Origin of the sequence: Roseiflexus sp. RS-1 (assembly GCF_000016665.1) — a bacterium.
Classification (GTDB): Bacteria; Chloroflexota; Chloroflexia; order Chloroflexales; family Roseiflexaceae; genus Roseiflexus.
Window position 1 is genome coordinate 1,026,561 of the sequence record NC_009523.1, and the last position, 25,591, is coordinate 1,052,151.

Sequence of the window (25,591 nt, forward strand, 5' to 3'; positions counted from 1 at the left end):
AGGTGGTGCCGGTGACTGGGATCGAACCAGTGACCTAACGATTATGAGTCGTTCGCTCTAACCACTGAGCTACACCGGCACGACACCAGGAGCGTGTAAAATGGTAGCACGCCAGGGGCGGGTTGTCAAGGTAGATCGATCGTCCTACCGCTTCTCATCGAAAGTCTGCGCGCGCAGGAGTTCCTGCGCTGTGCGCGAGCGCAACACCACAACCGAACGTGCGCCGACCGTATAGAACGGTTGACAGACCGGAGCCTCATGCCCTGCCTCGTAAATATCATCGGGAGAAGGGCGTGCTGTATCGATGACCCGCCACCACCCGCCTGGCGGATGTTCCTGGATGGCAAAGATCAGGTCTTCCCAAAAGGCGTTGATCATCACATAGAGATCGCAATCGCCGACCGACGCTCCGTGCAGGCAGTAGGCGAACGCATGCGACTCATACGATGTGTCGGGGGGACCATTGACGCCGTACCAGCGCACGTCATCGCGCCAGAAACGGCTGCGGTGGATTGAAGGGTGCGCTTTGCGGAACGCGATCAGCGTCTTGACAAAGCGAAACATATCACGATTGCGCTCCAGCAAATCCCAGTCGAGCCAGGTGGTCTCATTGTCCTGGTTGTACGGATTGTTGTTGCCGCGTTGGGTATTGAGGAACTCATCGCCGGCGCAGAACATCGGCGTGCCGTTCGCCAGCATGAGCAGCGTGAAGAAATTCCGCGCCTGACGACGACGCAACGCCAGCACCTCCGGCGGCGCCCCTTCATCTCCCTCCCAACCGCAGTTCCAGCTAAAGTTCTGATCGGTTCCGTCGGTGTTCTGATGTCCATTCGCCCAATTATGCTTCTGATTGTAGGACACCAGATCGTACAGGCAAAATCCGTCGTGCGAGGTCACAAAATTGACGCTCTGCGTCGGGCGATACGAGTCGGCCAGCGTATCGGGGAACAGATCATCGCTGCCATACAGGCGACACATCACGTCGCCGACTTTGCCGGGATCGCCGCGCACAAAGGCGCGCACATCGTCGCGGAACTTGCCATTCCACTGGCGCCACGTCATCCCCGGAAAGGCGCGTCCGAGCAGGTAGGCGCTGATATCCCACGCTTCGGCGATCAGGCGCACGCCGTGGCGCTGACCGAGCATGCTGATCTCGTGGATCAGCGCCGGATCTTCGTGATTAAGCGACCCGTCGTTATTGCGCGCCAGGATCGATGCAAGATCGAAGCGAAAGCCATCGATGCGCATCGACCGGATCCAGGTATCGAGGCTATCGATGATCAGGGTGCGCACGACCGGATTGGCGCAGCGCAGCGTATTGCCGCAACCGCTGGTGTTAATGTACTGGCGACGGTCGGGCGTCAGCAGGTAATAACTCCGGTTGTCAATCGCCCGGTAGGAGTACGTCGGTCCGCGCTCATCGCCCTCGCTCGTATGGTTGTAGACCACATCCAGCCAGACTTCGATACCGGCTGCATGCATGGCTCTGACCATCTCGCAGAACTCGCGGTGCGGATCCTCGATAGCGTAGTCGCTGTGTGGTGAGAAGAAGTTGAGGGTCATATACCCCCAGTAGTTCCCTTCCTGGGGATCGAACTGATGAACCGGCAAGAGTTCGATTGCCGTCACCCCCAATTCCAGCAGATAAGGAATCTTCCGGGTCAAGCCGATGAATGTACCGCGCTCTTCCGGTGTAACCCCCGAATTGGCGCGCGCGGTAAAGCCGCGCACATGCAGTTCATAGACGATCAAATCGTGGGTGTGATTCGGGCGCACATCGCCGCTCCAGTCGTAGGGCGCTTCGTGGCGGGGCAGCACGCCGAGCGGCGCGCGCCCGTCGTTCGGACCCGGACGCATCGCCGCCTCGCGACTGTAGTTCGGCGGAAAGAAGACCTCTGGTGCGTATGGATCGAGGACAATCTTCGTCGGATCGAAGCGGTGCCCCTCTTCGGGTGCGCGCGGTCCATCAACACGATACGCATAGTAGCGCCCGCCTGGAATGGCGGAAGCCGGAACCCAGCAGTGCCAGACATGCTGGGTTTTGTTGCGACGCGGATCGAGGTGATGACGATAGATCGGCGTCACAACGTCGTCGGCGCTATAGATCAGCAGCGTTACACTCGTCGCGTGCCGCGAGAAGAGCGCGAAATTGTACCCCTGAGCCGCAGGAACCCACGTCGGACCGAATGGAGCGGGCGAACCTTCGCTTCGCTCCCAGGCAGTGGGTTGATGCCAGGACGCCGATTCTCTGGTGAGCATCATGCCACAATGACGTGCAACGCTGTGCCGCGTTGCACCTGGAAGGACGAGATTTAAACCATTTTATCACACTCCAGACATACGCATACATTCCAGCCCCGATAGTAAACAGAAATTTTGTGCTTGACAGAATGGAACATGCATGCTACACTCAACCCATCGGCAACGCGCCGGTATCCGGGGCGCTTCGGTCAGACGAAGGTCCTGGTGGGACGAAATCGGTACAGTCGGGAAGAGGAGGCTTAACATGGCCCGGGATCTGAACAAGGTCATGCTGACCGGTCATCTGGGAGCGGACCCGGAGATGAGGTTCACCCCACAGGGTAGCGCAGTAACGACATTCCGTGTTGCATCCAATCGTTCCTGGAAATCAGGCGATGGCGTTCAACACGATGACACCGAATGGTTCCGCATTGTCGCCTGGGACAAACTGGCGGAAATCTGCAACGAGTATCTGAAGAAGGGAACGCGCGTCTACATCGAGGGGCGCCTGCAAACCCGCAGCTGGGATGATCGCAACACCGGTGAGAAACGCTACATCACCGAAGTCGTTGCGCAGGATATGATCATCCTGACGCCAAAGGGTGATCGTATGCCAGCTGTCGATACGGAAGAGACGGACGTTCGCGAGGTAGGAAGCGCTCCTCGTCGCGCTCCAGCCCCTTCGGCGCCTGATATGCCAGCGCCGGTGTCAAACGGTCCCGCACGCGCCAGCGCAACCCGTGCTCCGGCGCGCAATACGCCGCAACCGATCGAGGAAGACGATATTCCGTTCTGACGTAGAAGCGCAGCGTCGCTGCGCTTATCCCCGCTGAACTGACAGGGTCCTTACGTAACGCATGCAGCGAGGACGTGCAGGGGTACAGCAGCGCTGTTCCCCTGCGTTCCACCTCCCAGATTTGGTCATCAAAACATCACTTCTCCCCTTGTAGGAGAAGGGAGTAATCTTACGGGATAGGTTTTTTTAGAAGGCGTCTGCGTTCCTTCTCTCGTTCTGGGCTTCAGCACGACTACACCCCCCCTTCTCCCCCTTACATAGATTTTGTGGGAAGCCCCTGCGTGCCATCTTTCGTTTCAGGCATCAGGACACCCAAAATCCCCCTTCTCCCCTTGTGGGAGAAGGGGGCAAGGGGATGAGGGGCAAAAGCGGGAATGCAGAAAATCACTCATCTTTCCCAAGCGATCTACCCTTGAGAGCTTCTCCCCTCTGGGAGAAAGGTGTTGGGGGGATGAGGGGCAAAAGCGCACGGGAATGTAGAAAACCGCGCATCTCTCCCAGGAACTCCACCGTTGAGAGAGGGTGTCCGGAGGAATGAGGGGTGTGAGCGCGTTGGATCGTCACACCCCGCCGCCGTCATCCCTCCATTCCCACCTGGTAGGTGTCGATCTGCGCCCGCTGAAGCGTTCCCGAAAAATCGATGTAGATCGATTTCCACTCGCTGAAAACGTCGAGCACCTGAATGCCGCCTTCGCGGTGACCGTTGCCGGTACCCTTTGTGCCGCCGAACGGCAGATGGATCTCCGCGCCAATCGTCGGCGCATTCACATACACAATGCCGGTGTAGAGATCGCGCATGGCACGGAAAGCAGCGTTGACGTCGCGGGTGTAGATCGCCGATGATAGACCGTAGGGCACGTCGTTGGCGACGTCGATCGCCTCTTCCAGGCTATCGACAGTGATGATCGACAGCACCGGACCGAAAATCTCTTCCTGGGCAATGCGCATGGTGCGCTGCACATCGGCAAAGATCGTTGGCTGGTGAAAGAACCCATAGGCATAATCGCCATCGCGCAGCGCCTGCCCGCCGACGATTAGTCGCGCCCCCTCGCTCTTCCCAATCTCGACGTATCGCTGCACCGTCTCGAGTTGACTCCGGTTGATCGCCGGTCCCATCTCAACGGTTTCATCAAGACCATTGCCGATCTTCAGCCGTTCAGCGCGATCTGCCAGGCGCTCGGTCAGTTCACCGACGATCGCGCGATGGGCGATCAACCGTGACGTGGCAGTGCACCGCTGCCCCGTCGTGCCGAATGCGCCCCAGATCGCGCCATCCACCACCAGATCCAGGTTGGCGTCGTCCATCACGATCATCGGGTTTTTGCCGCCCATCTCCAGTGAGACGTGCTTCATTCCCTCGGCGCCGACCCGCGCAACCTTGCTGCCAATTTCCGTTGAACCGGTGAACGAGATGACCTGGACATCGGGATGGCGGATGAGTGGCTCGCCGACCCGACTGCCGCTGCCGGTGACGATGTTGACCACGCCATCGGGGATGCCGGCGTCGAGCAGGCACTGCACCAGGTTGTACACTGAGAGCGGCGTGTCGGAGGCGGGCTTGATAACGACCGTGTTCCCAACGATCAGCGCTGGCAGAATCTTCCACGAAGGGATCGCCATCGGGAAGTTCCACGGCGTGATCAGTCCGCAGACGCCAAGCGGCTGGCGCACCGACATCTGGAACTTGTTGGGCATTTCGGACGGGGTCGTTTGTCCGTAGAGGCGGCGCCCTTCACCCGCCATGAAGAAGCACATGTCGATGGCTTCCTGCACATCGCCGCGCGTTTCTTTGAGCACTTTGCCCATCTCACGGGTCATATCGCGCGCATACTGCTCTTTGCGCTCGACGAGCAACTGCGCCGCTTTGAAGAGAATCTCGCCGCGTTTTGGTGCAGGAACCAGCCGCCAGTGACGGTATGCCCGCTTCGCCGCCTCAACCGCCGCCTGGACGTCACGTTCGTCGCTATCCTGAAAAATCCCGATGATGTCACGGGTGTCAGCCGGGTTGCGATTCTCGAATGTGCGCCCACTCGCCGAGTCGACAAATTTCCCGCCGATCAGATTCTGGTACACTGGAGGGGTAGCCATATCATGTTCTCCTTTGAACCGCGAGCGCAGCAAAGGTGCGGAGTGACCGCGCTCGATTGCTCTGGAAGGTGTCGTTGTGCTGTTCACTGCGCGATTATAGCATGGGTCAGCCGGGCGCCGTTCGCGGAGAGTTTTACAATGGACAGGGAGGCGCTCCTATGCGCAAAGATCTGCACGAAATCAACCGTCGCGCCTGGAAAGAGGCGACAAGAGCGCACAATAGTCACAAAGCCGATCAGGCACGATTTCTGCGCGAGGGCGGCAGCACGCTCTTTCCCGAGGAACTGGAGTTGCCTGGAGCGGTGCGCGGCAAACGATTGCTGCACCTGCAATGCAACGCCGGTCAGGATACGCTCAGCCTGGCGCGGCTCGGCGCGTCGGTCACCGGCGTCGATATCAGTGATGAGGCGATTGCGTTCGCCTGTCGGCTCTCTGCTGAGTCTGGCATTCCGGCGACATTTCATCGCGCCGATCTCTACGACTGGCTCGACGATGCGGTTCAGCGCGGCGAGACGTTCGACATCGTGTTCAGTTCGTATGGTTTCCTTTTCGCACGGCTGAAAGAGATGCCAGGGTCACCACAAGACTGTGGCGATGATGGGCGCATAATCAAGTATGTAGCCAGCAAATTTGAGTAACCTGTTCGTGGTTTTGCCCAACGTCTGTCTCCTGGAAGAAGTCGCCCAACGGCATCGAGCTCAGCCGCGCTGCCGATAGGCGGCGTCGGCTGGAAGCGCAGGTTAGGCGCAGTGGCTTAATTGGTTGAACGCTTGCCTGAGGTCTTGCGCAATTGTTTCTGAACTTCTTGCTTGACGCCCTGTGCTTTGAAGGCTTCGACCATCTCGGCTACCTGTTTCTTCAGTGACTCAGGGATAGTGGGACAATCGAAAGGACAGTTCCGTACCACATAATAGTTGAAAGCGCCTTCGGCAGCTTGATCTACCAGGGTATCAAGGTTTTCGAGACCAGGGTCAGCACGCTTGATGATTTCCTGTTGCACATCTTGGGTGAAACCCCTGATCTTGTTCCAAACTTCCACCTGTTTATCAGCATCAAATCTTTGGGCGAGTCGGGCGAGGGCTTCTGTGTTTCTTGCTTCTCCCGCTACCAATTGTTCCTGGAGTTGGGGAGCGAGATCCAATAGTTGGACGTATTTACGTATCGTGGAGACACCTACCCCTGTTTCGCGACTGACGGTCTGAAAATTTCCAAACCTATCGAGGAGGGCCTTGAAGGCAACGGCCTTGTCGCGTGGGTTCATATCGGCGCGGTGTACGTTCTCGACTAATGATATGGCTGTGGCATCAGCGTCAGTCATACTGTCGCGCACGATGGCAGGAATCATTGACCATCCGATTTGCTTGCATGCAAGCAGACGACGTTGACCAGCGACAAGCGCGTAACGGCCATCTGGCTTCTGAAACACGGTGATGGGGCTGAGAAGCCCTTGCTTTTCGATGCTTTTCGCGAGGTCTTCGATGGTGCTGTCATACTGACCATCTGCGAGGTTCTTGCGCGTATTGAATTCAGATATATCGACATCTTGGAGGGAGATTTCGCGTACGTTCATAGCCAACCCCTATCTCTGTCTGCGCCCAACGGCCTGCGCTTCACCTGCGCCGCGCAGCGAGCGAAGCGGTCGGCTGGAAGCGCGTGTTGGGCGGGCTAACAAAGTTTCTCTAGGCAAGACTACTTCCAGAATTCCCACCATCTCTTTTGAGCGGAAACTCCTTTGTCATCTGACGGAATCGGATCTCTATCAGCGGTCTCGGTTTCCACGCATTGCTTTAACCGTCTCAAAGAGTTTCTCATCTCAGCCAAATGTGATGCTCCGCCGTCAGAGAAAGAGGTGCCTCCGCGCGGGGCGCTCGCTGTTCTTACCCTGGTGCTTGTGGGGCCAACGGCCTCAAATTCCCAACGGGTATCTATCCAACTGCCACGGATGATAACTACTTGCCCTGGAGTTATGTCGAGAATTTCGGACGAGCCACCCAGGGTCTAGACTAGTTTGCCTCCTTTGTGCCACTGCGCCGATTTCATCCCACCACCCCACCACCTTTCCCAGGTCTTGCATTCTGTAAAGTACTTCCACACGGTGGCAAGAGGGCGTTCGATTGTGATTTCTGTTTCCAACATTCTCGTGCTCCTTTCTTGTGTGCATGGGCTTCCTGCCGCCCAACGAGTTGCGCACCAGCCGCCCGCGAAGCAAGCGCGAAGCGCGAGCGAAGCGGGTCGGCTGGTGCGCGGGTTAGCACGCTGCCTTGACTAAAATGCCACTCCTACGAGGGTGCTTCACCAGGTGTATGCTGTTGTGGCATGAGGCCAATGAGCCCCCGTAATGTGCGATTGACGGCCTCTGAGTCCGGGAAATACACGCGAACATCTGGGTCGAGAATGACGACTCCTTCCGGCAGGGCAAAATCCCGCACTTCAGTCGTCCCATCCATCTTGTGAACGATAACCTGATAACCCCGCCGGTACGCCTGATAGTGCTTGCCACGCACGCCACCAGAAAAGTCGTATTCAGGCAACATCTCGTCGTTATCAGTAGCCTGTTGCTTGAACTCCCTGTTCATACTGTCTCCGTTCAGCCGAGGTTGCTCTCCGGCAACTGATGATACGAATACGCGGGCCTCGTTCTGTGTAGACGACCACAAGAACCCGCCCGCCTGCAGATAGCCCAATGTCAATGAAGCGGTCTTCTGTCTCTGAATGCTCAACGTCGAAGATTGTGATGGCGTTGGGGTCTCCGAAGACGGTGATAGCTTCTTCGAAGCTGACACCATGCTTGCGCACATTCGCAGCAGCCTTCGCATCGTCCCATTCAAACTGCAAATCCATGCGCCTGCCTAATCCACTACACTGTTGCGTATAGCGTATCACAGCCCGATGTCTTTTTCAACTGAATCAGTGGTAAGATGTGCAGAAGTACCAATCTGAAACTGCCGGGCAGCGTGCTAACGGTGGGCTTCAGCCGCCGCGAAGCGAGCGCAGCGAGCGAAGCGGTCGGCTGGAAGCGCATGTTGGGCGGCGCGTTCAGTGGAAGCGGAACGGCGCGGGTCTGGCCTTTGTTTTCCTATCACTTTTCTGCTGCTTCTCTTGTTAAGAATAAGTCTGCGGATACCGCAGAAGCATCAAGCAGTTCCCATTTCACAAGACGAGAGATAGCGTGGATAACGGATTTGTCTCCATCGATCACGATGCGTCGCCATTCAACAGTCCTACCGAGAGCTACATCGAATTTCAGCGTTTCGACTATCGGGAAGTTGGGGTAGATGTCGCTAGCAGATAACGTCCCGCGTCTTTCGAATACATGAACGTCACCCCACAGCTCGTCGCTCTCGATACCCCTATATTCATAACCCCCAATTGTAGCCGGGGAATTGATGTTGTTGAGAAATTTGCGACTCAAGTGAGTGGTATTATTGAGCCACTCGTCGTGAGTTAACGTGGTGGTGATGGCTTGCTGAGTACATTCCACTTTCTCCTCATAGCGTTGACACTCTTCCACTACCCCACCAAAACCTGTTCCAACTCGGCTCACTTCGACGCCCTCTTTGGGTTCGGTTTCGCGTGTGCGGTAGTAACGCTCGTATCTGAACCGATTGGGGTCATTCACATCAACCCAGTACCTGTCAATGCTGTCGATCGTCAGGTACGGACTTGGATATGGCGGAATACCCTCAAGTTGAAAGTATTCATATTCATAATAAAGAAACTGCCCTGCCATTTTGCCTCCTTCATCTGAAGTAATTTGTGGTGATGAGTAGACATCATCAAGATTTAGTGATATACTATTTTTGTACAATCTGAAAATGGAGAAAAACGATGTGTAAGTATCGATCCATTATCGAAAATCCGGAGAAATTACGCTCTATGACCGGACTGACCGTTGAAGAGTTCCACGCGCTGGTTCCGATCTTCCACGCCGCATTTGAAGCGTATATGAAACGTCGCACGATTGATGGCCGCGTCCGATATTGTCGTCGCTACGTCTCGTATGCAAACTCGCCGCTTCCGACAACAGAAGATAAATTGCTCTTTATTTTGACCTACTTAAAACAAAACCCAACGCAAGTGATGCACGGACACCTCTTTCAAATGAGCCAATCAAACGTAAGCAAATGGGTGCATCTTTTGCACGGAGCGCTGAACTATGCGCTTTCACAGCAAAATCTCCTGCCTGCGCGCACTGCCGACGACCTGGCGAGGCGATTGCAGGAAGAACCGTCGTGTGAAGAACCGTCGTGTGAAGAACCGTCGTGTGAAGAACCGTCGTGTGAAGAACCGTCGTGTGAAGAACCGTCGTGTGAAGAACCGTCGTGTGAAGAACCGTCGCATGCGACAAAAGCGCCCCCCTTTTTATCCATGACGGCGTAGAACGTCCCATTCGCCGTCCAAGCGACAAAGTCGACCGGGAGTTGTATTACAGCGGTAAGAAGAAACGACATACGCTTAAGAACGTTCTCATCATTGATGAGTTTGGCTCTATTCACTTTTTGAGTGACACCTACGAAGGAAGGGTCCACGATAAATGTATTGCGGATGAAGCGGGATACACCCTTCCAAACGCGAGCATTCTCTATCAAGACGCCGGATTTCAAGGATTTACCCTGCCTGGCGTCCAGATTATGCAGCCAAAGAAGAAGCCGCGCAATGGAACCCTCACGCCGCAGGAAAAGGAGGAAAACCGGCGTATCTCATCCGTTCGCGTTCGTATTGAACATGTTATCGGCGATATCAAGCGGTATCGAATCATTCACGACATTATCCGCTTCAGTTGTTCCGAATTTCGGGATATGGTCATGGAAACATGTTGCGGGCTGCATAACTTCCGAATTTGGCTGAAACGCAAAAAGCAGTCCAAAAATCAAAACGAATCTTGATGAAGTCTAGTCGCTAACAGTCGGCGTCAATTCAGCAATGCCGCTTGCTCTCTGTATCAATGGCGGAGAGCTGGTGGCATTAGGAGATAAAATCGTTGCTGGCGGGGTTATGGTGCACCCAACTAGTAGAAGGACATAGAGGGCTGTGTAAAGATTCCATCGCATTTGTCAGAACCTCCTATTTCAGCACGGACATCCACACTCACAGATGCCCATATTGCAGCAACACTCAGATGCAAAACAACACTCGTTCTGAACCCATGTGCTATCTGAGCAAGTCCCGCACTCGCATTGGCAAGAGTCGGGTTGGATCTTGTGCCAACCTCCCCTTTGACCCGTACAAATGTTGTAGCATCGCCGCCAGTAATGATGCTTATGAGTGTAGTTTGGCGGGTTCGATGTGCAGCAGTTGGTAGGTGGATCATAATGTCGTTGATATTCGCATCGGCAACAGGCAAGAGCGCTGACGCTTTTGGTAGATTGCAATAGAACCCCTGCAATGATGGCTACGATTATCTTGATGGCATCACGCCTGCTCAGAAATTGGCGACCTCTAGCAACAGTATCAGTGTTGATAGCATTTGTTTTGGAGGAGATGAGTAACGTCCATAATATGAGGCAGCAACCCAAAAGAGCAAACAAGAAGCTGCCAATGGTTACCCACGATAAAGGATCAAGGTAACTTAGATGCAAAAGTATCGATGCCGAAAAAAGCAATCCTGCGCGACCAATAGTTAGCCCAGTGATCCTTTCTTGGCTAGATGCTCCAAAGCAACCACATGGAGTATCTTTGTCTTGGAAAAAAGCAATAGTTAGCACAATTACGAACATCGCAAAAAGTGTAGCCGACGCGAGGGTGGCATAAGCCGCGCTGAAAGGGAAAAGCAATGCTATCGCAATGGTTATCTCCACCACTGGCAATGAAACCTTGATGAGAGGCGCAATCTCTTTTGGCAGAAAAGCGAACTTCCTGATAATCTGTTCAGTATAAACAAGGTCAGATATCTTAGCCACGCCAGCCATGAAGAGTATTACGGAAAGCATAACAGAAGTTCCAATGTTTATATATGCCATCATGTTTTCCAAAATCGATCTTCTCCTTCCTGTGAAAGATCGTTAAGTTGCCTCCGGCACGCCTACTGCGACCGTGCCGCCCAACGGCCTGCGCTTCACCTGCGCCGCGAAGCGCAGCGGAGCGGCGTCAGGTGCAAGCGCGTGTTAGGCGGCGTTTTTCTCAGGTTTCCACTGCTTACTGGCATTCCACATTATTTCAAATTGACGTTGAAAGAAAGTAAACCACTCTCCATCACGATTTGGAAGAAGATGGAAGGTTGGTTCAGGTTCATCACGAAATGAGTACAATTCGACCCAAATCTCGGCTCTCGGGGTATCCGCGTCTATGAGCCAAATGCCATAAGGGGGCACAAATGGGAGCAAACGCACTTGAAAGGCTTCGCCCAAAGTCTGTTCAGCCATCAACGATTCGAAATTATCTAGAGCGTGTTCTGATTCGCGGCGCAGCCTGTTCGGGTCTTGGTGTTTGTGAAAACGATTTACCGCAATGTCGAGCGCTTGGTGATTAGGATCAACAATTAGAATCCGAATTCTTGCACCTTCTGCGATTCTCTGCTTAAAGGTACCCCAAAAAGAATCGCTAGTACGAGACAACGTTATTCCGTTGATGGCTATAGACTTTGCTTGGCGTAGTCGTTCTTCCATATCGGGGATTCGTGGAACAAAGAAAGCGTTTGCTCCTTTCAATCCCTGGGCACTTTCCAACAATTGCTCGACTTTAACATCAAGATTTCTCATCAATCGAAATCTATCAACAAGTTGTGTCGTCGCCAGCAAAGCCAATACTACAAGCACCCATTGCAACATCTCGGCGGTGGTTATACCACTTCGCACGGCTGAAAGAGATGCCAATGTTGCCACGATTACTGTGGCGATAATGGGCGCATAATCAAGTATGTAGCCAACAAATTTGAGTAACCTGTTCGTGGTTTTGCTCAACGTCTCTCTCCTGAAAGAAGCCGCCTAACGGCCTGCGCTTCACCTGCGCAGCGGAGCGGCGTCAGGTGCAAGCGCGTGTTAGCCAGCCTTTACGGAAACTCTTTCAACCCTATACCTAACAACTTACCGCCTTTTTTATGAAGCGATTCGGTTAGTAAATTCCACCAGCCACAATTTGAAGGCTTGCCACTTTTATAATACGAATTCGTCATAGACGAAAAGAAATCTGCTACTTGTAGACCAATCGAGTTTACCGAAGCGCCAAAACTCAATTCTGTGATCCGTTGAATAGGCAACGAGAATTCAAATACATCATTCCAACCCCTGCTTCCTTCTGTCAATAGCCAATTAGCATGTTCTTGAAGGTCTTGTTCTAACCTTTCGTTTTGGTCATATATGCAATAGCCAAAGTCATCATGATCTTGAAGATACATCTCGATTCTTTCAAAGATAAACTTCAAAGACAAAAGATAAGGATTATCTGGAAAAGCATATTTAGATAGATGGGCTTCTTTGTTAACAACCACTACAAACGCAGTGCCACTTTCCTTTTGCGGAAACGACAAAAACAAGTCTCGCACTTGATTTCTCTCATCATTGTGATCTCGCCACCAGCCTGTGCCTTGAGCAATGTCTCTGGCTTTTATCTCAAATCCGCGACCTAATGGCTTCTTTTGTCCTGGCACACTTATTTTATTGATTTCTTTTCTCAGTCTGTCATAGGCTGCAGGAATGTTGCTCATCGGAATGCAAACCGCGCTAAGCACATAGAACGGTTGCTCATCTATTTGCTTTTTCCAGTCCCGACTGTAACCCGACTCATCCAAAAAAATTATTTGCATGATCACGTCCCTTGTTCGGCTGGCTAACGGTCGCGTTCAGCCGCGCCGCGAAGCGCAGCGGAGCGGCGTCGGCTGGAACGCGGTGTTAGCCCGCGCCTTGCCTACGAAGATGACGCTGTGCTATCTTGAACCCAAGCGTATCTGGCGTTGATGTATTCCGACCACCCCCGCATTCCTGGCAACTGTCCCATCAACCAACCGCCAAATAGTCGCTCGGTGCTAATGCTGATGAACCTATCTCGCCGTTGCACCAGTTTTTTCCAAACATCTGTCACCGTATCACCAAGCGGCGCAAGATCAGGCGAAGTCACTCTGCGGAAATCGGCGTTATGGTCTGGGGCAATATGAAGTACACATACGATGTCTGCGCCCAATTCCTGCGCCCGTTCTATCTCGTGGGCTAACAACTGCTGGCGCATCAGTTGATAAAACGGCTCATAGAACAGTGCTTCAAAGTTGGGCAACAATTCCTTGTTGATTGGGCAATCATCCCGCCTGAAAAGCGGCCTGTAAATGTTGGTGCGGTCTGTGCCACTCCTGGCGATTTTGAGCGACGCCCCACCATATGACTCGGTGTATTTCCACTCAATCAGGGCAATCTGCCGCTTTCCATCTATCCGCTCAAACATCACGATTGCGTCTGCACTTGTGAAATTCGCGCCACGTGTCCGTTTGCCGTTACGCGAGATCTTCTCGCCCAGATAGTTTTCTTCACCTATCCACTCAAAAGCGACATACTGTCCGTTTTCCACCGGGAGCATTGTCCGAATATCAGGAAAGACAGGGCGCAAGACGCTGGCTAGCGCGTCAGGCTTGTCCGAAAAAGCAAAGAGAAAATTGACACAGCAGACCTGCGAGTCGCAAAGATGATTACTTGGTTGGCCATTTTGGCCGTCGTGCCATTTGATACCCTGAGACGCAAAGTAGGCAAGTGCCGCCTGTCGAATTTCGGGAAACAGGTTCTCTTCAGCACATTCGATAGGCAAACAAAATGGACGTGACTTGCCCTTGTAGACTCCATCGGCGCGAGCCGCGTTGGAAAAGTATGGTGAACTCGCTTTGAATTTCGCCTGATGCAGTTTTTCGCTTTCGAGAAACTCGCCCATTCTGTTCATCCTGTCCGCAGTGAGCGGGCTAACGGCCCGCGCTTGAGCTGCAGGCCGACCGAAGGGAGGCCTGTCGGCTCAAAGCGCAGGTTGGGCCGCCAACCCCTTTCGCCAGAAGCGCCTCAGGCAAACCGGCCCACTCCCCCACCAGCCCCCCGCTGGCCTGCCTGCTATCCTCAGGACGGAAGACCTATCCACCTTTGTCCGCTGAATTCCAGCGAGGACTCCAGTTGGACCTACTCACCCCCTGCGGGGTTCTCGCCGCTTGGAGCATAATCCGAAGCGCCGACGTCCGACGGCCCGCTGTCCCCAGCGCCTGCTCCACCGTCCGCCACCCTACCGACCCCACCAGCATTGAGGGCATCTCTCTGAATGGAGAGACACACTTCCGGACGGCCAGCCCCCAACCGGCGCGCTCTTCCCACAGCGCCCACTATCCGAAAAGCCACCGGCTTCCTTCCCACCTCAGGCCAGGAAACAGCGCCCTCTTCCCGAATACGCCCTGCAGCCTTTACAAATCTTTTCGAACAATCCATCCCCACATGATTCAGTAGAGTGAAATCAACCTGACGGATTACTCCTGCTTTCTGCGTTTGAAGACACAAAAATAAGCATTGCTCCACTCTGCCTTATCAAAGAAAGCCATATCGTAGTTTACGCCAACAACTCCTGCCACTGGTTCCATATGTACTAATTCCCAACCTTGCTCTCCAAAGTTGTTGAGTGCAGGTATCATGGTTTGAGGTGCATATTTTGGTGGATTCTTCCAATCTGGCCATCTTTTCTTTATAAGTTCCCTTGCGCCTTCATTTTCGATATTAGCCCACAAAAAACCTGTCCAATATTCCCATTTTTCCATTAGTGTCCTCCTTATTGACATTATCCATGTGCAACCTCGCAGACCGCTACTTGCTGAGATGGACGGCCCAACGGCTGGCGCATCAGCCGCAGCGCGGAGCGAAGCGGAGCGCTGTCGGCTGGATGCGCGGGTTAGCCCGCTTTTATCTATGGGAGATAAGGACATGATGTTCCAGCATGTGATGCTGCGCCGCGCTGAAGATAGTCTTCATAATCCTTGATACATTCGGGAGAACCCGTAATTAGCCAGAGTTTGAAACTGCCAAGGCCGAGTCCTTGAACAGGTTCACCTGGGCCAAACTCTTTTACATGGCATGTACCAGAGTTATCAATGTCACCATGTGCAAATATAACTTGGTTTGGACCTGCAGGAGGAGGCATAGGCGCGCGTGGCTGTTGATATAACCATTCGCCTAAGAACTCAATCTTACACATAAGAGTACTCGAAGAGGATTGTGGATTGGGTTGGATACTTGGTATAGTCGGTTGTACAGGCACAGCAGAGATACCACATCCCAAATCCCTACTTGAAACCTGCTCCACCGAGACAGGAATACGCACTTCATACGTCCCGCTCTTGCCATTCACCTGAACGTTTCCAGCCCGCACATCATCAGACCAGCGTAACACAAACTCCATATTCGTCCCAGGCGGCGCAACCAAACGCTGGCTTACAGATGTATTTCGGTACTCGCTGTACTTGGCGGAAAGGCTACCTTGCACAATGGACTGATACCCCGCGGAAACGCCTGCTTCAAACTCAACAGTGGTTGCAAAGTCCCGTGACTTGGTTTGTTCGCTATCGCCTTTGCCGCCGCAGTTGTTAATGCGGACTATCTCATCATAGACAACAGTGTTTTTACTGAGTTCAACCAGTTGAACATCAGGGTTGGAAGCACATCCACTCAAGAGGAGTACTGCTAATGCGATTCCGAAAAGGATGTGTTTGCTCATTGCACTTCACCGTAGCGGGCTAACTTGTACTTATCTCGACTCTCTATGTTATCTTGCGTGACTCTCTATGTTATGCCATACGACAGCCACAGTTGACCAGGGACTTACACGCTCATGCTATCATACAACGGAAATTTCTGTCAAAGCAGGAGCACCATCATGCCGGAGAGAAAACTGGCCGATCGCATCCGCGACGCCATCCGCCTGCGTGGCTATTCCATCCGCACCGAGAAAGCCTACCTCCATTGGTACGAACGCTTCGTCCGCTTCCACAAACTCCGCCACCCCGCCGCCATGGGCGCACCGGAGGTTGAAGCCTTCCTCACCCACCTCGCTGCCTGCGAGCAGGTTTCCGCTTCCACTCAGAATCAGGCCCTTGCCGCCCTTCTGTTCCTCTATCAGGAAGTTCTCGCCATCCCCCTCGGCGATGTGCACGCCCTGCGCGCGAAGAAAAGCACCTACGTCCAGCCCTACCTCAGCCATGACGAATGCCTGCGCATCCTCGCCGAATTGGACGGCACGCCTTACCTCGTCGCCTGCCTTCTCTACGGCAGCGGACTGCGATTGCTCGAAGCGCTGCGCCTGCGTATCCAGGACCTCGATGTTGAGAACTCCCTCATCACCGTTCGCAACACCAAGTCCAACCGCGACCGCGTGACCTTCCTCCCAGACGAGGAGCGGTTTCTCCAACGCCTCCGCGCCCACCTGGAGGGGGTCCGCCGCCTTTATGAGGTTCACCTTGACGTTCCGGTCTCCATGCCGCCAGCGCTGGCGCGCAAATATCCGGGAGCAGCCACCTCCTGGGAATGGCAGTACGTCTTCCCTTCCCGTGACCTCTCCGTAGACCCCCGTACCCTTGTCGTCAAGAGGCATCACCTCCACCCCAGCGGTGTTCAGAAGGCCATCACCGCCGCTGTCCATGCCGCAGGCATGACCAAACGCGCCACCGCCCACACCCTGCGCGCTGCCTTCGCTCACCGGCTTAAAGAGGCCGGTTACCAGCTCGACGATATCCAACAACTCATGGGGCATGCCGACATTCGCACCACTCAGCATTACCTTGAAGGCCAGGCGCCTGCCTGCAAACGCTTACGCGGTCCCCTATCCTCCAGAACCTGAGGCTGCCCTTTGGCTACAGAGACGGGATGACCATCCAAATCTCCACTTCAGGGGCGCTATCGGGTGCATTCCTCCCGCGGGATGGTGCGTGCTATCGTCTCCGTCCTGTCACGTGGGTTCGCCTGCCGGATGCTTCCTCACGACATCCCGCCACGGCAGACGGTCTATCCTTCCGTTCGTCGCCAGCGGCAGGATGGGATCTGGACGTGGCGCACCGATGTGCTCCGAACGGAGATGCGCCGTGCATCGGGACGGGAGGCGGAGCCGCGCGCTGCCAGCGGAATGGAGACCGAAATTCATTTCGGTCGCCGTGTGAGGGGCGCGACTCCGGGAGTGTTCACCCTCGTTCACCAGGTTCAACCCCCGTGAGAACTGCTAGAATGCTCAATCTCCATGAGCCTCACGGCACGAGGCGAATACCGGATTGTAGCAGTTCTCAGAGACGTTGACCCTTGTCCGGGTCTGCCGCATTGCGCGAGGCGCCCGCTTGCGGCGACAGGTGCAGCCCCGTCCAAGCGGCCTTGTGAGCGCTGCGCTCCGCCTCTCCACGCCCTTGGCGTCTCGGCGGTGTATGTATTGTTCACCGCCGAGACGCGGAGCACGCGGAGAGGATGGCGCACGAGGCGTCTGCTTTCGTTGGCGGGTGGAACCCTCTCCATAGTTCAACCACACGCTCAGGATGCGGCGTCCAGCGCTCTGGTCAGTTTCTCGATGGCTTCATCGACCTGAGCGCGGGTCAGGATCAGGGGCGGTACCAGGCGCAACACATCATCACCGGCAGTGGCGATCAGGAGACCTTCATTGTGCGCTGCTTCGCGCACCGCGCTGGAAGAACCATTGATCACCACGCCGCGCATCAGACCACGTCCGCGCACTTCCAGCACAACATTGGGGCGGGCAGCCTGCAGGTCAGCCAGCGCCTCGCCGAGGTAGTCACCGACTTCGCGCACATGGGCGAGGAACGTCGGATCGGCGATTTTGCGGAACACCGTTTGCGCGACTGCGGTAACGAACGGACCGCCGCCAAACGTCGTTCCGTGATCGCCAGTGTGGATCGCCTGCGCAACTTTCTGGCGCATCAGGATCGCGCCGATCGGCAGCCCCCCGCCGAGGGGTTTGGCGATCGTCATCAGATCGGGCGCCACGCCATACGGTTCATGCGCCCACAGCGTTCCGGTGCGTCCGATACCGCACTGGATTTCGTCGAAGATGAGCAGCGCATCGACTGCGTCGCACCGTTCACGCAGCGCACGCAGGAACTCCGGCGTCGCTACGCTGAGACCACCCTCCCCCTGTATTGGTTCGACGATCACGCCGCACACATCGTCGGTAATGGCGGCAGCTGCGGCAGCGCTATCGTTGAAGGGGATAAAACGCACCCCTGGCATCACCGGTTCGAACGGTTGACGATACTTTTCGCGCGCCGTCACCGCCACGGCGCCCATCGTGCGCCCGTGGAATGAGCCGCTGAATGCCACAATCGTCGTCTTCCCTTCGCCGTGGATGTCACGCGCATAGCGGCGGCTGAACTTTAGCGCACCCTCGACCGCCTCTGCGCCGCTGTTGCAGAAGAAGACCCGATCCGCCCACGATGTATGATTGACCAGCGTCTGCGCCAGTTCGACCGCCGGACGCGAGTGGTACAGGTTCGACAGATGGATCAGTCCGTTGGCGTGATCCCTGATTGCGCGCGCAACGTCGGGATCGCCGTAGCCGAGCGCGTTGACCGCAATACCGGCAACACAGTCCAGGTAGCGACGACCTTCACTATCGTAGAGATAGCATCCTTCGCCGCGCTCAATGACGAATTCCGGTCGCGCATAGGTTTGCAGCAGGTAACGTTGTTCGGCAGAAATGACGTCAGCGGCGGTCATAATGGCTCCTGTGCTGGATGAACATTGATTTCGCTGCAAAAACGCACCGCCGGGACGCCGGGAGCGCAGAGAACTTCAGAAATATGCGCGGCGAAGCATAATGCGTTGGAGCGACTCGCTCTGGCATCTTCCTCTGCGAACGCAGCGCCGCTGCGGTGACATGCCCTTGAGACGCCAGGCGCGCAGAGAGCTTCAAAAATATGCGCACGCATTGGAGCGACTTGCTCTGGCATCTTCCTCTGCGAACGCAGCGCCGCTGCGGTGACATGCCCTTTTTGCAGTGGACTCAACATTGGAATTGCAAGATGGGGAGAGACGTAGCATTGCCGCGTCTCTCCCACGCCACACCGTGCTGCCTACTCGACCTCTACCGTCTCGCGCTCGCTGGCTGCCGCGATGCGCGCCGCACGTTCACGCAACCGCAGACCGCCGCCAATCGCACCGGCTGCTGCCAGCGCCAGCAACCAGGCAGGCAGCGACTCGCCGCCGGTGCGCGGCAGCGCGGCTGGCGTTTCCACCGGTGCAGGCGCTGGCGCTGCCACGCCCGCTACGCCCGGCAACACGCCATCCTGCACGATGCGTCCCTCAACCTGCGGATTGACCGGCGAACGCGCTTGCAGGTATTCCACCAGAACATCAGCATCGAGAAAACCGGTATCGACCTTGTTCGTGCCCCGCTGCAAAACGCTGTAGCCGTCGCCGCCGCCGGCGATGAAGTTGTTCACGACCACCCGGTAGCTGGCATTCGGGTCGATTGGCACAAACCCGCCCCTGCCATCAGAGACCTGGATGCCGGTGATGCGGCTCCCGGCTGGCGCCGAGGCGCTCCAGCTATAGCGCATTCCGCCGACCTGCGGGAAGCGTCCTGCAGACTGCTCCACCTGGCTGACGCCGTTCTCCAGCGCTTCCTTCACCTGCGCGCCGGTGAGGGTCAAAAGCACGAGCGTGTTGCCGAACGGCATCACTTCGAGCACCTGACCAAGCGTAATACGTCCTTCGGGAATGCTGGTGCGGATACCGCCGCCGTTCATAATCGCCAGTTGCGCACCGGCCGGCGCCGTCTTCGCCAGCATCGAGTCCGCGATCAGGTTCCCCAGGTTGGTCTCCTTCGAGCGCACATCAGCGCGGGCGCCGTTCAGCGCAACCCGCGTTTCGCCGACCGGCGTGGCGCGCAGTTGATCCAGCGGACCTCTGAACGTCCTGATCCGGTTCTCGAAACCGCCATCTGGATCGATGGCAGGCCGCACTTCGGTGGGGCGCCCTGCGACGACGCGCGTCACGTCGCCATTGGCATCAAACCCGATCGTCAGGTCGCCGAGCCAGCGCCCCCATTCCCAGTCATGCGCCACAATGACCGGCTTGCCGGAAGGAGAGGCGATAACTTCAGGGTAGGGGCGATTGGGATCAGGCGGGTTGATCATCGGACCCATCGGGGTATGGCTATGTCCGCCAATGATCACCGACAGACCGTCCACCCGGCGCGCCAGTTCGCGGTCTGCCTGAATGCCGACATGGGTCAGCGCAATAATCTTGTTCACGCCATCGCGGCGCAGCGACGCCACTCCCAGACGCACCGCCTCGATATAGTTTGTGAACCTTACGCCGGGACCGGGATTGCTGAGCACCGGGGTATCCTCGGTTGTCACACCGATAATGCCGATCGGTTGCCCACCGACCCAGATCACAACCCACGGCTTGATCAGGCCCGCCAGCGGCGACGAGCGATCAACCTGAATATTCGCGCTGAGCAGCGGGAACGTTGCACCGCGCGCAAAATCCACCAGCGGCCCCTGCCCAATGTCGAACTCGTGGTTGCCAATCGCCATGGCATCGTATTTGAGGGCGTTGTAGAACTCCAGATCGGCAAGACCGCGGTACTGGTTAAAATAGAGCGTTCCCTGGAACACATCGCCGGCGTCGAGCAACAACTGGTTGCCGCCTTCCCCGCGGATCGCATCGATCAGGGTCTTGCGCCGCGAGACGCCGCCGTGCACCGGGTTGTTCCCGCTGAAGACCGGCTCGATGCGCGCGTGGTGATCATTCGTGTGAATGATCCGAAGCGTGTAAACTTCCGGACCGGCGCCATGGACCGTCAATGCCGTTGCGAGATAGGCGATCGTGCCTGAACCGACCGCCATCGTTTTCACGAAGGTCCGCCGCGAAATGGTGGGCACAGCCATATTCCTCTCTCCTCTGGCTCTTCTCATCCGACAATGCTGCTTGCAACATGGATATGGAGCGAGCGTACTATACCACATTCTGACGACCGGTTGTGCAGGGGAGCGGAAAGGCGCAGGCGACGCGCAGCGCCACGTTGCGCGCCCGCCGTTGTCTCACCACGGAATGCACTGCGGACACGGAGCGACAAACCGCGTGCGAGGGACGGATGAGGTACTGATGTACGATAGCGTCGGTGAGAAAGAGACGCAGCGATGGTTCATCCCTTCTTGCGCTACAATAAACAAGAATCCTGCCTTGCCTTCTGGGATGTTTGCTGGACAGCAGTCGCGTGTGAGGAAGCGGCAGCGCGTGTGCAGGAAGCCGACAAAGAGCGCGCTCAGGCCGACCGATGCTGAACGAGTCGCTGAACAGTCCAGGTATGTCTGTTGCCACTCATTTTTGACATAAGCAGGGAGTTCACCATGGATCAAACAGTGTCGTCTCTTTCAGATGTGTCTTTTCAGGCACTCGAAGCATTCTGCCGCAGGCGCCACATTCGACAGCTCTCGCTGTTCGGATCAGTGGTGCGCGGCGATTTCAGACCGGACAGTGACATAGATGTCCTGGTAGAGTTTGAGCCTGGCGCGCGGATCGGATTCCTGGCGCTCAGCCGCATGCAGCGCGAACTGACAGATCTCTTTCGGCGTCCGGTTGACCTGGTACCCCGCGCGGGCTTGAAACCCACTATTCGGGCGCACATCCTGGAGCAAGAAAAGGTGCTCTATGCGACGATCTGATCGGTGCAGGCGATCCGACGATGGTTCAACCGGAAGCGGGCAGGATCAACAGCGACGGGGAAAAGCCAGCATGAATGACTTCGCTGGAAAAACGCATAGCTGAGACGACGAGCGCGCGGAGAGTCACAAAAACGAAACACGATGGATGCATAGCGAAGCGTGCGTGTGCGTGACGCAATGTGGCATCTTTCTCTGCGAACGCTGCGCCTCTAGGGTGACATACCCTTTTTGCAGTGGACTCGCGAATCAAAAAGGCTCACCGCAGTGAGCCTTTTTGCCGCCTTCTGGCGGGCCCGACGGGATTTGAACCCGCGCTCTGAGCCTTGACAGGGCTCCATGTTAACCGCTACACCACGGGCCCGTATGAACTGGTGACCCCAGCGGGATTCGAACCCGCGATCTCCACCTTGAGAGGGTGGCGTCCTAGGCCGCTAGACGATGGGGCCTGATCTTTCCGTCGGCCCGAACTCCTCGCGGCCCCGACATCCGCTATTATACCAGCAAGTGTGAAACATTGCAAATCAGCAACAGGTCATGCGGGTTGATCGAAGCGCGATCTGTCATGGTCAACTGCACGCTGAAGGATGACTGGATCGCGCCGTACCCGGATCAGGCGTGCTGCTGCGAATAGCTCGTTACAGCCCAAGTGGAAAACGGCGCGCCGGAGTAACGCGCGCTCGACGCTGGCGCGAGCACAGCGTCGCTGCCCTGGCGCACCGATGGCGTGGCTGGCATCCCACAATGGTTCGTCTCCTGCCTTCAGGATAGATCGGCGCACCGGTGCGCCAGGTGCTGCCACTCCTCGACCAGTTGCTCGATGGCGATGCGAAAGGTGTGCTTCGTCGACTCTTCCGCGCACCGACGCCGGTATGCGAGACCATACGTGTGGCGCACCCACATTTCGTACTGCGCGATCCATTCAAGCAGCGCAACAAACTGCCGATGCATCCGCTGCCGCGTCTCCGGTTCCGGTGGGATGTCTGCGGGGTGTATCTGGTCGGGCAACCAGGGCAAACGCTGCGCGTTGAGCGGCGCAGTCCACACTGGGGTAAACTCGTACCGCCTGAGATAGACGCCACCCTCTGCCGGGTTGCCGTAGAAGGCGCCGAAGCCCCACAACACGACATGCGTCCCCGACCCAAGCGCCATCAGATAGGCGCTGCTCCCAACTGCACCGGATGGCGGTCGCTGACGAGAGAACCCATACGCCAGCAGGAGATTCCCTTCACCACGACGAATATCGCAGCCCCACAGCCAGCATTGCAGGTGGAGCAGTTCAGCGCCGCGCCGCTGGATCGGTTCGGGCAGGACAATACAGGCGTCGGGTGTCATCGCCTGCTCCTGATCGTTCGCAGTGGTTTCCCTGTCCGTCAATGATAGCAACTACCATTTTTGGATGACGCAATAATAGTGCCACTCAATGGTTTCGTCAACCAAATGGTCTTTGCCTGAACCTACACGGAGTAGAGGCGGTATCTGAAAAACCTCAACGCTCTGCCAGAACGTCCTCGTACACATCAATGATGTGACGAACCAGACGCTCTGGCGCAAAACGCTCGGTCAGCGCACGTTGACCGCCTGCTATCAGGCGATTGCGCAGGTTTTGATCATCGAGAACGCTCAGGATGGCGCGCGCCAGCGCATCGGTGTCATCGTAAGGGATGAGCAGCCCATTCTCACCATGAACAACGATCTCATTTACAACGGGGATATCGGTCGAGATAACCGGTACACCGGCAGCCATGCCTTCGAGGAGCGGCAGGCCAAACCCTTCGTAGCGGGAAGGAAAAGGGAGTACATCGCTGGCGCGCAACAGCGCCAGTTTCTCTTCTTCGCTGATCGTACCAGGGAAATGCAGATTGCGCTCGATGCCGTACGCTGCAGCTCGCCGCATCAGATCAGCGCGTTGTGCCTGGTTGTGGGTGACGAACACGAAAGATGCCTGCGGGTATCGACGTACAATTGTCGGCATGGCATCGATGATCATGTCGTAGCATTTGCGGATGGTCAACTGCCCGATATACGGAATGATCGGTCGGGTCAGGGCAGGCGGCGCCGGCGCCGGACCATGCATAAACTCCATGTCGAGCCAGAGCGGTACAACCGGTCCCACCCGTTTGCCAAAGCCGAGTTGCGTCAGAACCCCGGCTTCGTGGCGGGAGCAGGGGATGAAGCGATTAACGTGCTTCAGTGGAGCGTGGATCGCAAAGTTTCGCCAGTGATCGCGCAGGCGCAACGGTTCACGCGCCACCCGGCGCGCCAGGTCGAACCAGGTGAAAATCAGGCGCTCAGGGTGGGGCGGACGCTCATATGGACGCTCACGATCATCCACCAGCCAGCGGTCGTGGTACGGTCCGAGCCACGTCCAGCAGACCGGCACACGTTCCTGCCGCAACCAGCGCACTGCACCCCATGCCAGCACATTGCGCGGATGCATCAGATGCACAATATCTGGACGTGGAATGTTGCGCAGCACAGCAACAAGATCGCGGTTCGGCGCAATTCGCGGGCGCACCCGTATGACCCGAACGCCATCGATCGTTTCGGCGCGCTCGACCAGACCAAGATGTGGTGCTTCAGGTTGCCAGTAGGTCAGGGCATAGACTTCATGCCCGGCATGCACCAGCGCCTGACCAAGCGTCCGCTCGGGCCAGTTGCGAAAATGGCGACTGATGCCGCCCAGTCCAATGATCAGAACGCGCACAGGTTTCCTTATACCGTTACATCTTACTGTTGCAGGCAGCCCGGTATGCCGCTTCCACCCGATCTGCCACAGCAGACCACGAGAACTGTGCAGCCCAACCCGGCGCAGCGTCAGCCATTGCACGACGGCGCTCCGGATCGTTGAGCAGTGTGCGCACCGCTGCTGCCAGCGCAGTCGGGTCGCGTGGCGGCACGAGGAGTCCGGTGTGTCCTTCGTCGATCACTTCAGGGAAGCCGCCGAAGCGCGATGCGACAACCGGCAGCCCGCACGCCTGCGCTTCGACCAGACCGATGCCGAACGTCTCGCTGGCAAAACTGGTGGCGAGCAGCAGATCGGCTGCGGCGTAGATCGACGGGAGACGTTCACGTGGCAGGGCGCCCAGGAAGTGTACCCGCTCCGCCAGTCCCAGTTCCTGTGCCAGTCGCTCCAGGTCTGCGCGAGTTTCGCCATCGCCGACGATCATCAGATGCGCACGCGGAATCTCCTGTAAGGCGTGGAGAGCAACATCGACCCCCTTCCAGGGTTGCAGCCGACCGACCCACAAGAGGAGCGGTGTTCCATCGGTGCGAACGATGTTGGGATCGGGCGCTGTCGGACGAAACAGGTTCGTGTCGATCCCGTTGAACACGACAGTCGGCTCGAACCCGTAGCGTGTTGCCACAGTGCGAGCATTGAAACGACTGCACGATACTGCGGCATCGATGCGCGGCGCGAGCAGTGTGTCGCCCGGATAGAAATCTTCGCCGTGGCACCCCAGCACCACCCGCGCTCCGCCAAGGCGTCGCGCCAGGAGCGCCGGACCCAGGTCATACGGTTTTTGAATGTGGATGATGTCGTATCCGCCAGCGATCAGTTCCGGCAGTGCAGCGATTGCCAGGGACAGACGTTCGAGCAGTTTGGCTTCGGCATATGCGCGGCGGAGCAACGGCAGCGTCTGAAACCGATAGCGATCAATAAACGGGAACATCAGCACCCGAACTCCCGGCGCCAGCTCACGGCGTTTCCCCACTCCGCCGATAATTGTCACTGCGTGCCCGCGACGCGCCAGTTCGCGCCCCAGGTCCCATACAAAACTTTCCACACCGCCAAACTTTGTTGTCGTTGTCAGATTGTAGAGTGCAATGCGCATGGCTTGACCACAGGCGCCTTCGTG

General features: G+C 56.5%; 21 protein-coding genes, 3 tRNA genes and 2 pseudogenes. 6 read left to right on the top strand and 20 right to left on the bottom strand.

From position 1 onward, the window contains the following. Positions 1-3 precede the first annotated feature (3 nt). Both ROSERS_RS04285 and ROSERS_RS04290 read right to left on the bottom strand, forming a co-directional pair. Positions 4-79, bottom strand: a tRNA-Met gene (locus tag ROSERS_RS04285). A gap of 65 nt (positions 80-144) precedes the next feature. Continuing rightward, positions 145-2,262, bottom strand: a complete 2,118-nt coding sequence (locus ROSERS_RS04290; RefSeq protein ID WP_011955595.1) for a glycogen debranching protein — start codon at positions 2,260-2,262, stop codon at positions 145-147. A gap of 244 nt (positions 2,263-2,506) precedes the next feature. On the opposite strand from ROSERS_RS04290, the gene ROSERS_RS04295 reads away from it, so the two are divergent. Then, a complete protein-coding gene (locus ROSERS_RS04295) occupies positions 2,507-3,037 on the top strand; it encodes a single-stranded DNA-binding protein (RefSeq protein ID WP_011955596.1) in 531 nt (176 codons plus the stop codon). Between the two features lie 576 nt (positions 3,038-3,613). On the opposite strand, the gene ROSERS_RS04300 is transcribed toward ROSERS_RS04295, so the two are convergent. Then, positions 3,614-5,125, bottom strand: coding sequence for an aldehyde dehydrogenase family protein (locus ROSERS_RS04300; RefSeq protein ID WP_011955597.1), 1,512 nt, complete (start codon positions 5,123-5,125; stop codon positions 3,614-3,616). A 158-nt stretch (positions 5,126-5,283) separates the two neighbouring features. Here ROSERS_RS04300 and ROSERS_RS04305 point away from each other — a divergent pair. Further along, positions 5,284-5,667: pseudogene (locus ROSERS_RS04305) on the top strand (class I SAM-dependent methyltransferase); the annotation flags it as partial. Positions 5,668-5,879: 212 nt separating this feature from the next. Here ROSERS_RS04305 and ROSERS_RS04310 read toward each other — a convergent pair. From ROSERS_RS04310 to ROSERS_RS04320, 4 genes are all read right to left on the bottom strand, one after another. Next, positions 5,880-6,695 carry a ParB/RepB/Spo0J family partition protein gene (locus ROSERS_RS04310; protein WP_041332991.1) on the bottom strand — a complete coding sequence of 272 codons (816 nt, stop codon included), beginning with the start codon at positions 6,693-6,695 and terminating at the stop codon, positions 5,880-5,882. A 709-nt stretch (positions 6,696-7,404) separates the two neighbouring features. Then, positions 7,405-7,701: a hypothetical protein gene (locus tag ROSERS_RS04315; protein ID WP_041332994.1), complete on the bottom strand. Its 297-nt coding sequence runs from the start codon at positions 7,699-7,701 to the stop codon at positions 7,405-7,407. After that, on the bottom strand, positions 7,670-7,966 hold the full coding sequence (locus ROSERS_RS24710; RefSeq protein WP_011955600.1) for a BrnT family toxin: 297 nt from the start codon (positions 7,964-7,966) through the stop codon (positions 7,670-7,672). The genes ROSERS_RS04315 and ROSERS_RS24710 overlap by 32 nt, the downstream gene beginning before the upstream one ends. Positions 7,967-8,204: 238 nt before the next feature. Continuing rightward, on the bottom strand, positions 8,205-8,855 hold the full coding sequence (locus ROSERS_RS04320) for a hypothetical protein (RefSeq protein ID WP_011955601.1): 651 nt from the start codon (positions 8,853-8,855) through the stop codon (positions 8,205-8,207). 98 nt (positions 8,856-8,953) lie between these two features. On the opposite strand from ROSERS_RS04320, the gene ROSERS_RS24715 reads away from it, so the two are divergent. Further along, positions 8,954-10,011, top strand: a protein-coding gene (locus tag ROSERS_RS24715) for an IS5-like element ISRfsp3 family transposase (RefSeq protein ID WP_085979421.1) whose coding sequence is annotated in 2 segments (ribosomal slippage) — positions 8,954-9,485 and positions 9,485-10,011 — 1,059 coding nt in all. Because the reading frame shifts where the segments join, the coding sequence is not laid out codon by codon here. A 183-nt stretch (positions 10,012-10,194) separates the two neighbouring features. Here ROSERS_RS24715 and ROSERS_RS27305 read toward each other — a convergent pair. The 6 genes from ROSERS_RS27305 to ROSERS_RS25820 form a co-directional block, all read right to left on the bottom strand. After that, positions 10,195-11,088: a MauE/DoxX family redox-associated membrane protein gene (locus ROSERS_RS27305; RefSeq protein WP_011955602.1), complete on the bottom strand. Its 894-nt coding sequence runs from the start codon at positions 11,086-11,088 to the stop codon at positions 10,195-10,197. Between the two features lie 141 nt (positions 11,089-11,229). Further along, on the bottom strand, positions 11,230-12,024 hold the full coding sequence (locus ROSERS_RS04335) for a hypothetical protein (RefSeq protein WP_011955603.1): 795 nt from the start codon (positions 12,022-12,024) through the stop codon (positions 11,230-11,232). A gap of 89 nt (positions 12,025-12,113) precedes the next feature. Beyond that, positions 12,114-12,866 carry a DUF3800 domain-containing protein gene (locus ROSERS_RS04340; protein WP_011955604.1) on the bottom strand — a complete coding sequence of 251 codons (753 nt, stop codon included), beginning with the start codon at positions 12,864-12,866 and terminating at the stop codon, positions 12,114-12,116. Between the two features lie 101 nt (positions 12,867-12,967). After that, positions 12,968-13,972 (bottom strand): PGN_0703 family putative restriction endonuclease, encoded by a 1,005-nt coding sequence (locus tag ROSERS_RS04345; RefSeq protein WP_041332998.1) that lies wholly within the window; start codon positions 13,970-13,972, stop codon positions 12,968-12,970. 574 nt (positions 13,973-14,546) lie between these two features. Then, positions 14,547-14,831 (bottom strand): hypothetical protein, encoded by a 285-nt coding sequence (locus tag ROSERS_RS04350; protein WP_041333001.1) that lies wholly within the window; start codon positions 14,829-14,831, stop codon positions 14,547-14,549. Positions 14,832-14,977: 146 nt separating this feature from the next. Next, positions 14,978-15,784, bottom strand: coding sequence for a hypothetical protein (locus tag ROSERS_RS25820; RefSeq protein ID WP_011955606.1), 807 nt, complete (start codon positions 15,782-15,784; stop codon positions 14,978-14,980). Between the two features lie 159 nt (positions 15,785-15,943). Here ROSERS_RS25820 and ROSERS_RS24725 point away from each other — a divergent pair, with 159 nt between their 5' ends. Beyond that, entirely contained in the window at positions 15,944-16,903 is a 960-nt protein-coding gene (locus tag ROSERS_RS24725) for an integron integrase (protein ID WP_011955607.1), read from the top strand. A gap of 54 nt (positions 16,904-16,957) precedes the next feature. Continuing rightward, a pseudogene (locus ROSERS_RS24730) lies at positions 16,958-17,272 on the top strand (transposase); the annotation flags it as partial. A gap of 305 nt (positions 17,273-17,577) precedes the next feature. On the opposite strand, the gene ROSERS_RS04360 reads toward ROSERS_RS24730, so the two are convergent. Both ROSERS_RS04360 and ROSERS_RS04365 read right to left on the bottom strand, forming a co-directional pair. Further along, a complete protein-coding gene (locus tag ROSERS_RS04360) occupies positions 17,578-18,777 on the bottom strand; it encodes an aspartate aminotransferase family protein (RefSeq protein WP_011955608.1) in 1,200 nt (399 codons plus the stop codon). Between the two features lie 356 nt (positions 18,778-19,133). Next, complete coding sequence (locus ROSERS_RS04365; protein WP_011955609.1) at positions 19,134-20,957, bottom strand: bifunctional metallophosphatase/5'-nucleotidase; 1,824 nt, start codon at positions 20,955-20,957, stop codon at positions 19,134-19,136. A 426-nt stretch (positions 20,958-21,383) separates the two neighbouring features. Between ROSERS_RS04365 and ROSERS_RS04370 the strand changes: the two genes are divergently transcribed. Further along, positions 21,384-21,734 carry a nucleotidyltransferase family protein gene (locus ROSERS_RS04370; protein WP_011955610.1) on the top strand — a complete coding sequence of 117 codons (351 nt, stop codon included), beginning with the start codon at positions 21,384-21,386 and terminating at the stop codon, positions 21,732-21,734. 285 nt (positions 21,735-22,019) lie between these two features. On the opposite strand, the gene ROSERS_RS04375 is transcribed toward ROSERS_RS04370, so the two are convergent. From ROSERS_RS04375 to ROSERS_RS04395, 5 genes are all read right to left on the bottom strand, one after another. Further along, positions 22,020-22,095: transfer RNA gene (locus tag ROSERS_RS04375), tRNA-Asp, on the bottom strand. An 8-nt stretch (positions 22,096-22,103) separates the two neighbouring features. Continuing rightward, a tRNA-Glu gene (locus ROSERS_RS04380) sits at positions 22,104-22,180 on the bottom strand. Between the two features lie 313 nt (positions 22,181-22,493). Further along, positions 22,494-23,066: a hypothetical protein gene (locus tag ROSERS_RS04385; RefSeq protein WP_011955611.1), complete on the bottom strand. Its 573-nt coding sequence runs from the start codon at positions 23,064-23,066 to the stop codon at positions 22,494-22,496. A gap of 154 nt (positions 23,067-23,220) precedes the next feature. Then, positions 23,221-24,438 carry a glycosyltransferase family 4 protein gene (locus ROSERS_RS04390; protein WP_011955612.1) on the bottom strand — a complete coding sequence of 406 codons (1,218 nt, stop codon included), beginning with the start codon at positions 24,436-24,438 and terminating at the stop codon, positions 23,221-23,223. A 16-nt stretch (positions 24,439-24,454) separates the two neighbouring features. After that, positions 24,455-25,567: a glycosyltransferase family 4 protein gene (locus ROSERS_RS04395; protein ID WP_011955613.1), complete on the bottom strand. Its 1,113-nt coding sequence runs from the start codon at positions 25,565-25,567 to the stop codon at positions 24,455-24,457. Between the last annotated feature and the right edge of the window lie 24 nt (positions 25,568-25,591).